Origin of the sequence: Pseudomonas haemolytica, from assembly GCF_009659625.1 — a bacterium.
Classification (GTDB): domain Bacteria; phylum Pseudomonadota; class Gammaproteobacteria; order Pseudomonadales; family Pseudomonadaceae; genus Aquipseudomonas; species Aquipseudomonas haemolytica.
The window spans coordinates 568,593-582,877 of sequence record NZ_VOIW01000005.1; the positions used below are offsets into that span (position 1 = coordinate 568,593).

Consider the following 14,285-nt stretch of genomic DNA (forward strand, 5'->3'; position numbering starts at 1 on the left):
GGCCACTGCGCTCATAACAAATTCCGCTACCGGCTCAGGCGCCCTCGGCCATGAGCAGGCGTTCAACGTCTTGTGCGTTGCGGCAACGCAAGAGTTGCCCGGGCGACAGTGCGACCGAAAAGTCTTCGCGTACCCGCGCCGAAATAGCCTTCAAATGCTGGGGACGCAAGCCCAGGCTGATGAAGTCCACCCGGTCATTGGCGCCGTCTTCCAGCGGCCGACCCAGTACGCTCAGGTAAATATCCAGCACCTTGTTGCGCGGGGTCGCGCAAGGTTCGGCGGCGTCATTGGCTGTTGTGCTGAGCAGGTTGCGCGCCCGTTGGCGATCCGGCTTGCCGTTTTGCGACAGCGGCAACGCATCCACTCTCAGGAACCGCGTCGGTACGTGGGACTGCGGCAGATGCTGACGGGCGTAGTTACGCAACGCGGCGGTCGTCAGCTCGGCAGCGTCCGGCTGCGCGACATATAGCGCACCAATGCCGACCTCGCCCTGGCGCTGCTCGCCAACATCGACCACCAGCACGTGCCGGACCCCGGGGTGATTGATCAGCTCGATCTCGATATCCGGCAGCGATACGCGCACACCACGCACCTTCACATAGCCGTTGACTCGACTGTCGAAGATCAGGGTGCCGTCGCGGCGGTAGCGCCCGCAGTCGCCGGTGCGGAAGGCACGAACGGGCTGACCGTCCTCATTGAGCACTGTCACGAACTCGCTCTGGGCCAGCGCGCCGTTTTCCAGGTAACCCAGCGCGAGGTTGACGCCGGCGGTGTGGATTCGGCCCACCACGCCCACGGGGCAATGCGCGCCCTGAGGATCGAGAACGAAGTAACGGTTACCGGGCAACGGTCTTCCATAAGGGATCAGCGCACGGTCGTGCGCCGAGATGTCGTGCCAGATGCTCCAGATCGTGGTTTCCGTCGGCCCGCCCAGGGAAATCAGACGTGACGACGGCAGCAACTCGCGCAACTCGGCAACCACGCCGGGTTTGATGTAGTCACCGCCCTGGGCAATCAGGCGCAGGCTCTTCAAATCATGTGTCGCGCGACAAGACAGCAGCATCTCCAGGATCGCCGGCACCGAGCACCACAGTGTCACCTGATGCCGGGCGATCAACTGGTTCCAGCGCACGGCATCCTTGTCTTCGCCGGGCTCCGGAAGCACCAGTGTCGCCCCTGCCGTCAGGCAGCCCAACACGTCGAACACCGACATGTCATGGTGCAGCGGCGTCACGGACATAAACACATCACGCTCGGTCACGGCCCAGTGTTCGAGGGTGCTGCCGATCACGTTGGCCGTGGCGCGGTTGCTCAGCACCACGCACTTGGGCTTGCCGGTGGTGCCCGAGGTATAGAGGTAATACGCCGGTGCATCGCTCAACGACAGGTCATCCAGCGCGGGTGCGGGCACTGCCGGCCCTGCCAGAAGTTCGTCCGGTGTGGCGAAGGGATGTTCGACCGGCTCGCCTTGAGTAATCACCACCAGGTCGGGTCGACAGTTTTCCAACAGGTACTGCCGTCGTTCACCAGGTGCCGAGGCATCAATCGGCACCCAGATCAGGCCGGTCAAGGCGCAGGCCAGGGTCACTAGCGTGTGCTGCGGGCTGCGCGGCAGGCAGATCGCAACCACCTGGCCGCGAGACAATCCGCGCATTTTCAAGGCCGCAATGACCCTGCCTACAGCGTCGCCGAGTTCGGCATACGTGAGGTGCTGGTCCCCGGCGATGAGGGCGGTTCGGGTGTTTGCGGGATCAAAGATGTGGCTCGCGATTCGCTCGAGAAAACTCATTCGCGACGCATCACTGACCGGGCTGTTCAACCGGTAGTGGCGGCTGTCGATAATCGTCGAGGTATCCAGAGCGAACACTGCGCTTGCAGTGACAAGGTTGATGGCCTTTTCGAGCGCACTCAAGATATCGCTGACCATCGCAGCGTCCATCACCTCCCGTGCGTAATCGATGTCGAACACCAAAGCCCCTTCGGCGTTGGCCGAGAAGCGAATATCCATCGCCACTTGAGGCGTTTGGGTCAGCCCGCCACACAGGCTCATGGGGCTGTCCAGCGACGTGACCGGCCAGGAAAACCCGTTGGTGATCACCACCGGCAGCACCGGGCCCGGGCCATGAGATTCAAACAGCCATCGCGCAAGGTCCACACCGGAAAATGCCAGATGCTGCAGCCCTTCCAGCACGTCCACTTGTAGCTGGGTGGCCCGCTGCGCAAAACCGCCTGGCTCGGTGCTCCAATTGATCGCGATAAAGCTTGAACGGTTGGCGAATGCACCTGTGGTGTGCGGCGCAACAGGTACCGCGACACACAAATCGCCCTCATCGACCCAATGGGACAGCACTTCCAGCACCAGCGCCATCAGGGAGGAGTTCTTGAACAGTCGTTGCCGCGCGCCCAGTTTGCAGAACGCGCTGAACGCTGGCGTTGGCACCAGCAGGCTCTGTCGCTCATAACGCGAAGCACCCACCTGGTCCAGCGGTGTGGTCCATGGCAAGCGTGGCGCACCGCTGACGGCGGCGAGTTTGGCTTTCCAGTAAACGGCGTCCGCCTTGCGTTGGTCAGTGAGCTCTTGCGGCTCGGACGCACTCTCTGCGACGGGCTCTTCGTCTGTTGCACCGTCGAACAGTTCGACCATCAGCGTGGCGATTGAGCGCCCATCGAGGATCAACGCATCTACGCGTACAAAGACGTGTAACTGGTCTTGCGGCAGCTTGAACAGCGTGACGTTCCAGGGCGAACGGTCGAGCTCGAACAGCCCGTGCGCATATGCCTCGCGCAATGCTGCAATGTGCTCCAGCGCATCTTCCGGCGACCTGTCGGTGAGATCGAGTTCATCCAGGTTCAACTCCCCCACCTCACTGACACGCTGCACGAGCCTCTGCGCATCGATGCGTGTCCGCAGGCTGGGGTGACGCTGCACCCTCTCGGCCAAACGTCCGCGCAGCAGCGCAGGTTCCATGGCGCCGCGGTACTCGCGAAACTCTTGCATGGCCACGCCACCGAGTGGCATCTGCGCGCTACGTCCCAGCAGATAAGCTTGCTGAAGCGAGGTCAATGGCTGCTCGACAACCGCCTGACGCAAGGGTTGATCCAGCACTGAGGCGCATACCGCGACCTCGCGCACGATGGCCACGAAACGTTCGAACAGGTCCGACACCCAGGCCTGCGGCAGCGCATCCAGACGGATGTCCCAATTGATCAGAATGCCGCCGTCAGCGCAGGCGATCTGCGCATCGAGTGCCACTTGCGGCCCCTGGGAAATAACCCAGTTCATCGGCCCGAACACACGCCGCACGCGCGCTGAAAGAAGATCGCCACCGGGCATGTCCAGCGCCGCCGTAAACACCACCGGTGCCAGTTGCGGCGTGCCATGGTGGCGGGACAGGTCGCGCATCAGGTTCACCCCGGGATAGGCGCAATGTTCGAGCAGTTCGACCATCTTGCCCGCCAGTTGCGTACATAGCATGGCCGGGCTGCGGGCGGCCGCGATATCCACGTCGAGCATCAGTACGTTGGCAAAATCGCCGATCACACGCTCCACATCATCAACCAGCGGCGGGCGCCAGAACGTCGGGACGTTGAGGCGAAAGACGCGGTCGCCGGTGTGCGTACCAAGGGTCGTTGCAAACAGCCCCATCATTAAGGTGGACAGGGTGATTCTTCGCTCACGGGCTACCTGCTGCAGCGCGTGGCGCTCGTCGGGACCCAGCCATGTACTGAGACGATGACTTCGCGCTTGATCCGGCTGCACGGCGAGAAACGGCAACGTCGGCGCGGGAGCGACGTCCGCCAGCCGATCACGCCACCAGAGACGGTCGCGCTCGCGGGCCATTTTCAGTGACGGGTCGGTGCGCGCCTTGTCGTACCAATCGAAGAAAGACGGCGTAGGCAGCGCGGCGCCTTCGGGGTCCTCGTAGAACTGTGCGAGGTCCTCTACCAGCGTGCGGAAACTCGATGGGTCGATGGCGATCATGTCGGTATCGACATGCAGGCGGAACGCATCGTCTGCCAACAGGCTCACGGAAAATCGGGCCCCGCCCTCCTGGCTCAGGTCCAACTGCTGGTGGGTCCATTGTTCACGCTTGGACAGCAAATGCTGCGTCACTTCCTGCTCGGTCAGCGCACGCAGGTCTTCGACCTCAAGCGGCGGTGACGCGTCTGGCGCGGCAATGGATTGCAGTCCTTCGGCATTCACTCTAACCCGCAGCATAGGGTGCAGCAGGCAGACCCGTTCTAGTGCTTTGCGCAGCCGCTCAAGATCAATGGCGAGGCCATCGAACTCGGCATACAGATGAGCCGAAACTCTCCCTAAAGACGCATGAGCAGTGCGCCCGATCCAACAGGCGGCTTGCATTGAAGTTAACTCTCTCATGGCTCACTCATATGATTGACAAATCTAAATGATTAGCGTCCTCTATTAGAAACGATAATGATTATATTTCAACATTTAATTTTTGAATCACTGGCCACGGAGGCTTTCCCCAAAATGAGAACGGGCACCCTTAGAACGAACGAGATAAACGAGGAGCAAATCTTTGATGAAAAACGAAGTTTTTCATTCACTTCCGGCGACCGCGAACTAGCTGTCACCGGGATTCTGCAGAGAATCGAAACACCGGCCATCGGCGGCGATGACGCCAATAGCCTGTTTCAAAAGACCATTGCGCAGGCCTTCAAGCGAGCGCGCAAGGCCGGCCAGAGCAACCCTGTTATCGTCGGTGCAATCCCCTTCGATCCCTGCGAAGCCTCTTGCCTCTACATCCCCGAGCACGCGCACTGGCAACCCCGCAACACCCTCGCCCCCATCAACACGGCCACGTTGCCTGAACTCATCGAACAGAAAAATATCCCGGACGAGCACGCCTTCAAGCGCGCGGTGGAACACGCCATCGTCAACTTCCGCCTGAGCGACGTGCGCAAGGCTGTGCTGTCTGTGCAGCGCGAATTGGTCTTCGCCCAGGATGTGGACGTGAATGCCATGCAAACCAACCTGCGGGCGCAGAACCCCAGCGGCTATCACTTCCGTGTGCCGATGCACGATGGTTCTACGCTGATCGGCGTCAGCCCCGAGTTGCTGGTGCGCAAGGAAGGCCTGAGTTTCCTGTCCAACCCGCTGGCAGGATCGGCCAAGCGCATGGCCGACCCGCAAGCCGACCGCCGCAACGCCGACTGGCTGTCAGCCTCGGAAAAGGATCATTACGAACACGGGTTTGTGACGCAGGACATCGTCAGCCAACTCGGCGAGCTGTGCACCCAACTGCACGTGCCACGTCGCCCCTCCCTCATCAGCACGCCTGCACTCTGGCACCTCTCCACACGCATCGAAGGCACGTTGGCCGACCCCAGCGTGTCGGCCTTGCAGCTTGCCTGCCGCCTGCACCCGACGCCCGCCGTCTGCGGCTTTCCCACTGAGCGTGCGCGACGCCTGATCCGCTTCGTCGAGCCCTTCGAGCGCGGCCTGTTCACCGGCACGGTCGGCTGGTGCGATGCCCAGGGCAATGGCGAATGGGTCGTGACGATCCGTTGCGGCACCGTCAAGCGCAACAGCGTTCGCCTGTTCGCCGGCGCCGGCATTGTCGAAGCGTCCAACCCCGACGCCGAATGGACAGAAGTCCAGACCAAACTCGGCACCATGTTGCGCGCCTGTGGATTGGCCCACTAACTCGAATTTTCTGACGTGTGAACACTATGACTATTGAATTTAACCACTGGCCCCTGGACAGAGCGCAACGCTATCGGGACGAGGGCTACTGGATCGACAAACCGCTGACCCACATTCTCCAGACCCGCAGCCAGTCGCAACCCCACGCACTGGCGATCGTTTGCGGCGAGCGCCGCTTCAGCTACGCCGAGCTGGACCAACTCTCCTCCAACCTGGCCACACGGTTGGCTGCCAGCGGGCTGGGCAAAGGCGACACTGCCCTGGTGCAACTGCCCAACATCGCAGAGTTCTACATTGTCCTGTTCGCCCTGCTCAAGGCCGGGATCGCGCCACTCAACGCGCTCTACAGCCACCGAAAACTGGAGCTCAAGAGCTACGCCAAACAGATCGTGCCACGGCTGCTGATCGCCTCCCGCGAGCATGAAGTGTTCCGCAGCGACAGCTATATTGCCGACTTCAAGGAGGTCGGTACCCACCCTGAAATCACCTTGCTGCTGGGTGAATCACGTCACGAAAAAAACCTCGCTGAGTGGATTGAAACCTCAGGCCGGCGCGCCGCGAACTTCTCCCCCACCGAGCCCGGTGAAGTGGCGTTGTTCCAACTGTCGGGCGGCAGCACGGGCACGCCCAAACTTATCCCACGCACGCATAACGACTATCACTACAACGCCCGGGCGAGTGCGCAAGTCTGCGAGCTCACCGCACAGACGCGCTTTCTGTGCGCCCTGCCCGCAGCGCATAACTTCCTGCTCAGCTCACCCGGCGCACTGGGCGTCCTGTATGCCGGCGGCGCTGTCATCATGGCCCCCAGCCCGGAGCCGCTGACCTGCTTTGCGCTCATCCAGCGTCATGAAGTGAATACAGTGGCCCTGGTGCCCAGTGCCGTCGCGTTGTGGTTGCAGGCAGCGCCGGAACATCGGGAACAGTTGCACTCCCTGGAATTCCTCCAGGTCGGTGGCGCCTGCTTTGCTGACTCGCTGGCCCACCAGGTTCCCGGCGTACTCGGCTGCAAGCTGCAACAGGTGTTCGGCATGGCTGAGGGGTTGATCAACTACACCCGCCTGGACGATTCCGACGAGCAGATCTTCACCACCCAAGGCCGGCCCATCAGCCCTGGCGACGAGATCAAAATCGTCGACGAACAAGGCATCCCCGTCGCCGACGGTCAGCCCGGCATGCTCGCCACCCGTGGCCCTTATACCTTCTGCGGCTACTACCGCAGCCCCGAGCAGAACGCCCAGGCATTCGACAATGAGGGTTACTACTACTCCGGCGATCTCGTCCAGCTCACGCCAACCGGCGATTTGCGCGTGGTCGGCAGGGTCAAGGACCAGATCAACCGTGGCGGTGAAAAAGTTGCCTCGGAGGAAATCGAAAACCTCATCGTCATGCACCCGGACGTGACCCACGCCGGGCTGGTGGCCATGCCCGACGACCGCCTGGGGGAGAAGAGCTGCGCCTTCGTCGTGTCGCGCAACCCCAACCTGAAACCGCCCACGCTGCGCCGCCACTTGATGGAACTGGGCATCGCCGAATACAAGCTGCCGGACCGCATCCGGCTCATCGAAACCATGCCGCTGACGGCCGTGGGCAAGATCGACAAGAAGCACCTGCGCCAGCTCCTGGCAGCGGAAACCACGCGCACCTGGTTGCAAACCCGCGTGCTGCAACTGGTCGAAGACTGCGAAGACCTGGACCCGGAAGAAAACCTGATTTTCTATGGTCTCGACTCCCTACAAGTGATGAAACTCGCCGCCGAACTCAAAGAGCGTGGCATCGTCGTCAGCTTCGAAGAGCTGGCCGACTCACCCACGCTCGCCAGTTGGTGGTCGCTGGTAGACACACGGCAGAAAGCCGCCTGACCGAGCGGCTTCGCCCAGTCAATTTAAAAAGGAGTTGAAAATGACCTTGTCCACTGCCGACCAACGCAAGCTTGAGAGCTTCTGGCAGCACTGCGTGACGAACCAATATTTCAATATCGGCTACCCCGAATCCGCCGACTTCGACTATTCGCATCTGCATCGCTTCCTGCAGTTTTCGATCAACAACTGCGGGGACTGGAACGAGTACAGCAACTACCTGCTGAACTCGTTCGACTTTGAGAAGGACGTCATGACCTACTTCTCCGAGCTGTTCAACATCGCACTCGAAGACAGCTGGGGCTACGTCACCAACGGTGGCACCGAAGGCAACATGTTCGGCTGCTACCTGGCCCGCGAACTGTTCCCGGACGGCACCCTGTACTACTCCAAAGACACCCATTACTCCGTGGCGAAAATCGTCAAATTGCTGCGCATCAAATGCCGTGCAGTCGAGTCCCTGCCCAATGGCGAAATCGACTACAACGACCTGATGGCCAAAATAGCCACCGACCAGGAACGCCACCCGATCATCTTCGCCAATATCGGCACCACCCTGCGGGGCGCAATCGATAACATCGCGATTATCCAACAACGCCTGCAACAGGCGGGCATTGCCCGTCACGATTACTACCTGCACGCCGACGCCGCGCTGAGTGGGATGATCCTGCCCTTCGTCGAACACCCGCAACCCTTCTCGTTCGCCGACGGGATCGACTCCATCTGCGTCTCCGGCCACAAGATGATTGGCTCGCCCATTCCCTGCGGAATCGTCGTGGCCAAACGCAAGAACGTCGCGCGTATCTCGGTGGAGGTGGACTACATCCTGGCTCACGACAAGACCATCAGCGGCTCGCGCAATGGCCATACCCCGCTGATGATGTGGGCGGCGCTGCGCAGCCAGTCACTGGCCGATTGGCGCCACCGGATCAGGCGCAGCCTGGAGGCCGCGCAATACTCGGTCGACCGCTTCCAGGCTGCGGGGATCGATGCCTGGCGCAACAAAAACTCCATCACTGTGGTGTTCCCCTGCCCTTCAGAGCAAATTGTGAAGAAATACTGCCTGGCCACCTCCGGCAATACTGCCCACCTGATCACCACGCCCCACCATCACGACAACCGCATGATTGATGCCTTGATCGATGAGGTGATTGCCGAAACCCAACTGACAGCCTGGCAATCCGGGAAAACATCCAAACGAGCCGCCGGCTAAAGACGGCTCACTTATCTATTGATCGAGACACACCATGCAGCCACTTAAAGCACCTGAAGCGTGCGAAAACCTCAACGACATTCGAGCGGGCATCGACTTCTTCGATCGCCAGATTCTCGAATCACTGCAAAAACGCCTGCGCTATGTGAAAGCTGCCGCACAATTCAAAGCCAATGAACAAGACATCCCGGCCCCGGAACGAGTGGCGGCGATGTTGGAAGAGCGGCGTGAATGGGCAATGGAAGCAGGGTTCGACGTAGCGTTTATGGAAAAACTCTACGAGCAGATTATTCACTGGAACATCCAGGAGCAGATTTTGCACTGGCGCGCGACCTATCCCGAGAGGGCCCAAGCATAAAACTCGGTCAGGCGGCCAAGGCGCGGGGGCACAGCGATCCCGCGTCCTGCGCATCGCCTTCATCGAGAGAAGAACGTGCACGAAGTCTAGGGTCGGCGCCTGGTGCTGGCGATGCCCCCTGTTGTTACTCCTGGAGTTCATTCATTTAACGCCTCCAACTCAGCCTGCTTCTTGTGCAATTGAATCTGCGCATCGATCAACGCACTCCGCGCCTTGACCACGCTGGCCTGGTTCTCCAGCGCGGTGACTTCAGTCGGCTGCACCAGTGCCTTCTGGGAGTTGAGCAGCGCGACCTGCGCATCAGTAAGGGCTTTCTCATTTGCCAGGTCCCGTAGCTCTCTTGTGTTTGAAAACAACTTAATGGCCGTCAGCGCGTCGATACCCGCATTGACCGTTTCGCCGACTGCTACTGCCTCGGCACGGGGCTTCTTGTAGCCCATTTTTATCAAACTGCCGTCTTCGCTGAATGATGCCGTCAGTTCGTTATTGGTGAACGGGCCATTGTGCAACCCCAGTGACGCCAGATGCCCCATCTGGGGAATGGAACGTTCATCCGTGAACAGCACCGCGGGATCAGTGTTGCTCATACCGTGGCATTGCTGAGGATTGGCAATACCTTCTTGCTCCGACATAAACCGACAGATACGCAGGCGTCCCGGCAACTGTGTCCGATAGAGAATGCCGCAACGTTGGTCGCCCTCCCCGGTACATGTGCGGCTGGCACCCAGCGTCAGGTCTTTGCGCTCCGATGAAAGCGTATTGGCGGTAATTAGCACTGCGGTGCCCTGCAAGCGCCTGGTGACTAACTGGATTTCGTCCAGGGCAAGCGTGTTTTTCCAAATCGCCTTAGCCGCGTTGGAAGCCTGCTCAGCATCGACATTCGTCGGCTTACCGCTGGCATCACTCCAACGCGCCTGCGCCGTGATTGATCCATCGCAATCGAGCGTCATGTCAGGCCCCAACGTGTGGACAAGCCAACGCGCGCTCCTCTTCCCATCGCTGGAGTAAGAGCGCAACTGCACAATGGATTGAGGTGATGTTGTGCCCGCCGTCGCATCCGCAAGGCCGCTGTAAACGCCGTTGATTTCGGGGACGGTCGATTCCGCAGTGGCGGGTTTCTCCCTGCACGTATTGAACCTGGCGCTGTGGCGAGAGGCCAGGACACTAGGCGCCGCACTGGTCTGCCCCGGCACGTAAGTGGAACGGTAGACAACGGTGATGTCGTTCAGGGTCTTGGCAAGTGCTTCGTTGGCCGCAGTTAGCGCTTCTTTTGCGAGCAATTGAGCACGGGCCAACTTGGCAGCCTGGGCTGCTTGGCTACCGTTATGTGGCGATGGCGGGTGGTCCGTATTAAAACCATCCAATGCATCCGTGGCTTTTTCCAGCTCAGCCTCGCGCTCCTTTACCGCCTTGCGTAGCACCGGGACCGCTGCCACACTTTCGCTGGCCTTGACACTGCAAGCGAGGAAGTAATTGCGTTGCCTCACGCCGGTTTCGGTGGCCTCCAGGCTCGGCAACCCGATCGCTAACTTGCCAACGCTGACAATAGCTTTGAACGCTTCCTTGGCAACATCGGCGGTACGGTCATCGACTGTCGCATTGACTGACTTGAGGATTCCGCTGGGGTAGCGCTCAAGATCAAAGTTGGTGATTTTGGTGAACGCCGACAACGCCTCGAAATCGATTACCACTTCCTGCCCGGCGACAGTGCGTGGTGTTGCCGTGGCGCGGGTCTGGAACTCGATCTGCCCGACGGCCTGGGGGTTGTGCCGATCCGGAAGAATGGGGCATTGGGTCAAGGTGCGCTTCACTTCAATGTCGTAGTGAAGTTCCGGTAAATGATAGCTGGCGCCCTGGGTGATTCCCGTCGGGGAAGGCTTATGCGATTGCAGGTCAGTCGTGCAACTGGCAGTGGTCAAGCAGGCCGCAACCGCTATAGCCGTCCCGAAATGGCGCATATCATTACTCCCTTAGAAGCCACGCATATAGGTGTCTGAACGAATGAATTCCTGAAGATCAGCCATGGCCACCTCAAAGGTTTGCCCTTTTTTGTAGCGCGAGACCTCGCCGGCAGGAATCTTGAGTTCGCTCCTGACCTCCACCACCAGTCGGAAATCCTCGCCTGGCGACGCCAAAAAAGGCGTGAGTTGGTCATGACGGAAGCACCACAACCCGCCCGAAGCGCTGCGCTTGAGCGCGAAGACATGCTGGCCATCGGTCTCCACACCGCAATCGATGGCGCCCTGTACCTGCAGGTCGCCTAACAGTTCGACCTCTTTTTTAGAGGTGTCGCCACTGCCCCCATCCTTGACTCGAATGCGCAGGTAGTCTTGATGGAACATCAGCGCCTTTTCGAGGTTGATACGCGAACGCGAATAAATCTGCGGTCGGCTTTTATCGGTCATTGGCAAGGTTCGCAGATTGCCGTTATCGAACCGAAGGACGCCCTCCAAGAGGTCGCCACTGGTGAGCAGACGCCGCTTGATACCCACGGCGCTCAACCCATGCCGCGCCAGCAGTGTTGCTGCAAAACTGACCAGGGCAGTGGCCTGGGAGGTACCACTGAGCATCTCAACCTGCTCGCCATCCAGCGAGGATTCTACGTTGCACCCTAATGCAGCAATATCAACCCGCGAGTCGCTGTAGTTGCTGAAAGGTGTGAGGAAGCCGTTGCCGTTTTCCGCGGCCACAGAAATGACATTTTCGTTTTTGTCACCGCCAAGACTGGCCGGAACGAACGCGGTGTCATTACCAAGCCTGCTATTGACGTCACGTGCGTCGTTCCCGGCGGCCACTACAAACAAAATCTCCCGGTTGTCGCTGATGACCTTGTTGAGCCGCAGGTCCTGTGTCGATCCATAACGAACACTCATGTTGACGATTTGAGGTTTACCCAGGCCCACCCGAAATATGGCCTCGTTAAGCGCCATTCGAGAGACCTGCCGGGTACCGGCCGACAACGGAATGATGCGTAAGTGCAGCCAACTCTCCTGGTCATTGATGGCAAAGAGCGACGACACGGGGTCCATCCATGGGCCGCCGATGACCAAGCCGGTCACATGGGTACCGTGCCCGGCGACGGAGCGTGGGGCTTTTACGTCAGCCAGGCTGATCACCGACTCCAGGGACACGCTGTCGGAAATAGGCACCGGGCTTTCCAGTTCCTCGTTTCCACCGTTTTCTCTCTCGCTGAGCAGAAACAATCGTTTGGGAAATTTGCTCGCAAACGCCAACTCCCCATCCTTCAAATGAGCGGCGCTGAAGCCGTTGTCCAATACTGCAACCGTCACCGGGCTTCGAGGCTTTTTATAGTCGCGGCTCAGCAGCGACAACACCTGGCGAATCCGCGCGGGGTCGAAGGGCGCGGCGCTGCCCACGCAGTCGGGCAGTGCCACGCCGGCATCGCTGACAGCCGTCACGATCTCATCCGCCAGCTTGGGTTTTGCGCTGACCTTCATCGCAGCCGTAATGGACACTCCATCGGGCTTGACCGCCAACGCGACGACTTCGCGCTCGAAATCCGCTCGGTCACCCTTGGGGATGAACGTGACCGGTTGAGTAGAGAAGGATAAGGGGACCGTCTCGCCTGGCCTGACCTGGTTAACATCGGCGCGCTGGAAGTACTGCTGCATCTCCCTGGCGCTGCCCGCTCGCCCTATGCGTTCGACAAACTTACTGCTAAGCAGACGATTGGGCTGCACAACGAACTCACCCGGCTTATCGCTGATGTAGAAACAGGCGGGCCAGCTCAATGCGTACACCTGCTCACCCATCGGGCTTTGCATATCGAATGCACCGCTTAGACCATTCTGCTCGCGCCACACCTCTTCATAGCCGGGTTGTTTGGTGCCACAGAGCAGTTCGATCATGGCCTGCGCACTGACTTCATGGGCTGCCGGGTAAGTGGCGCGGTCCAACAGCCGGGATTCGGCGTGCGTTGCGACATAGCTCACCAGCGTGTCGGGCAATTCGCCGCGGGTGGCGCGGAACGCCGAAACCTTGTCAGGCTGACCGATTGTCGATGCATCCACCGCAAATGCCGGCGCGCCCGGCGTGGCCCCGAGCGCGCAGGCCAGGGTCACTACGCATCGCTGCCGCATATCAGGTTCTCCACGGTTGTTGTGCCAGAGGTTTTAACCATCACGTATGCGTTGGGGTTGGCTTTTTTCCAGCACGCCAGGAACCGCCCAAAGCGCGGTGTAGACAGCGAAGCAAAGTGCGAGACGACCTTGCTGTCGTCGACGTGTTTTCTTGAAGCGATACCACGAATGGTACGTGCGCCGCCCGGGTTCATCGCGCTGACGCCACTGAACGCCGGACCTCCAGAATCACCTGCGCACAACGCACTTTTAGTCTTGCCATCCGATTCGCTGGAGAATGAGTCGGCGTCCAAGTCAGTGACCTTGAAATCACCCACGGCCAAGGTTTTATCCCTCGGCTCATCGGCAATATGTCCGGTGGCGGGGTTGAACGTCCACGAAACACAGCCGTAGCCGGCCACCAGCAACAGATCATTTTTGGCCACTGCACGCAGATCAAGGGTATCCCAGAGTAAGCGCTGGAACTCGGCCGGGACCGTACCTGAATAGGGCTCGGCAAGACACAGCGCATAGTCTGCGGGGTGACGGACGCTCGGCATTTGCGTCGTCGAAAGATAGGCCGGATCCACCGAGCAGCGGTACCTGAACGGCCCAATGCTGATGGGCGAGGCAAAATGATTGCTGCCCACGACGACGCAATGCGCGGCGGTCAACAACACACCCTTGCCGACAAAGGTAGCGGTACAGGTCGAATCGACGCTGCCGGATTGGCTGATTGCAATGGAACGCCAATCCCCGCTCTTGGCCGGTGCGCCATTGAAGACCTGTATATCCGCGTCTTTCAGTGTTTGCGGTAACAAGGTAAAGGAAATGGGCGTGTCTGCGGCGACGATGGCCCCGTCATTCGGGGCGGCAAGCGCCGGTAGGCTGCAGCACAGCGCCAAAAACCAGAAGCCGGCGAAATGCAGATGTCGCCCGTTCAGCCGCAATCTACGCGGGAGAGAAGCATATCCATCCATTTCGGGCTCCGGTGATTGCGTCCTGACATCATCAATGTAGTCACGGCCCCTTACCTGTCAACCGAAGCCTTGGACTTTTCGCAAAAGTTCCTTGCACCTTCAGCAACAGTCTTTTGTCATCAGCG

The 14,285-nt window shown here is 59.9% G+C and carries 8 protein-coding genes; 4 read left to right on the forward strand and 4 right to left on the reverse strand.

Translation table 11 applies throughout. From position 1 onward, the window contains the following. Positions 1–34: 34 nt before the first annotated feature. Positions 35–4,363: an amino acid adenylation domain-containing protein gene (locus tag FRT59_RS19120; protein ID WP_233094227.1), complete on the reverse strand. Its 4,329-nt coding sequence runs from the start codon at positions 4,361–4,363 to the stop codon at positions 35–37. A 132-nt stretch (positions 4,364–4,495) separates the two neighbouring features. Between FRT59_RS19120 and FRT59_RS19125 the strand changes: the two genes are divergently transcribed. From FRT59_RS19125 to FRT59_RS19140, 4 genes are read left to right on the forward strand one after another with little or no spacing between them, the layout of a single operon-like run. After that, positions 4,496–5,671, forward strand: a complete 1,176-nt coding sequence (locus tag FRT59_RS19125) for an isochorismate synthase (protein ID WP_034119504.1) — start codon at positions 4,496–4,498, stop codon at positions 5,669–5,671. 26 nt (positions 5,672–5,697) lie between these two features. Further along, positions 5,698–7,533 (forward strand): (2,3-dihydroxybenzoyl)adenylate synthase, encoded by a 1,836-nt coding sequence (locus FRT59_RS19130; RefSeq protein WP_153872030.1) that lies wholly within the window; start codon positions 5,698–5,700, stop codon positions 7,531–7,533. Positions 7,534–7,573: 40 nt separating this feature from the next. Continuing rightward, positions 7,574–8,743, forward strand: coding sequence for a histidine decarboxylase (locus tag FRT59_RS19135; protein WP_153872031.1), 1,170 nt, complete (start codon positions 7,574–7,576; stop codon positions 8,741–8,743). Between the two features lie 34 nt (positions 8,744–8,777). Then, on the forward strand, positions 8,778–9,101 hold the full coding sequence (locus FRT59_RS19140; protein WP_034119502.1) for an isochorismate lyase: 324 nt from the start codon (positions 8,778–8,780) through the stop codon (positions 9,099–9,101). 137 nt (positions 9,102–9,238) lie between these two features. Here the strand turns inward: FRT59_RS19140 and FRT59_RS19145 are convergent, their stop codons facing one another. From FRT59_RS19145 to FRT59_RS19155, 3 genes are read right to left on the reverse strand one after another with little or no spacing between them, the layout of a single operon-like run. Beyond that, on the reverse strand, positions 9,239–11,059 hold the full coding sequence (locus FRT59_RS19145; RefSeq protein WP_153872032.1) for a hypothetical protein: 1,821 nt from the start codon (positions 11,057–11,059) through the stop codon (positions 9,239–9,241). A 12-nt stretch (positions 11,060–11,071) separates the two neighbouring features. After that, on the reverse strand, positions 11,072–13,183 hold the full coding sequence (locus FRT59_RS19150) for a S8 family serine peptidase (RefSeq protein ID WP_167524295.1): 2,112 nt from the start codon (positions 13,181–13,183) through the stop codon (positions 11,072–11,074). Beyond that, positions 13,183–14,160, reverse strand: a complete 978-nt coding sequence (locus FRT59_RS19155) for a trypsin-like serine protease (protein WP_153872034.1) — start codon at positions 14,158–14,160, stop codon at positions 13,183–13,185. Before FRT59_RS19155 ends, FRT59_RS19150 begins: the two co-directional genes overlap by 1 nt. Between the last annotated feature and the right edge of the window lie 125 nt (positions 14,161–14,285).

Excerpts from the sequence above, each read along its gene's own strand:
- FRT59_RS19120 (WP_233094227.1), bottom strand. The coding sequence starts at position 4,363 with ATGCAAGCCGCCTGTTGGATCGGGCGCACTGCTCATGCGTCTTTAGGG.
- FRT59_RS19125 (WP_034119504.1), top strand. The coding sequence starts at position 4,496 with ATGAGAACGGGCACCCTTAGAACGAACGAGATAAACGAGGAGCAAATC.
- FRT59_RS19140 (WP_034119502.1), top strand. The coding sequence starts at position 8,778 with ATGCAGCCACTTAAAGCACCTGAAGCGTGCGAAAACCTCAACGACATT.
- FRT59_RS19130 (WP_153872030.1), top strand. The coding sequence starts at position 5,698 with ATGACTATTGAATTTAACCACTGGCCCCTGGACAGAGCGCAACGCTAT.
- FRT59_RS19155 (WP_153872034.1), bottom strand. The coding sequence starts at position 14,160 with ATGGATGGATATGCTTCTCTCCCGCGTAGATTGCGGCTGAACGGGCGA.
- FRT59_RS19145 (WP_153872032.1), bottom strand. The coding sequence starts at position 11,059 with ATGCGCCATTTCGGGACGGCTATAGCGGTTGCGGCCTGCTTGACCACT.
- FRT59_RS19135 (WP_153872031.1), top strand. The coding sequence starts at position 7,574 with ATGACCTTGTCCACTGCCGACCAACGCAAGCTTGAGAGCTTCTGGCAG.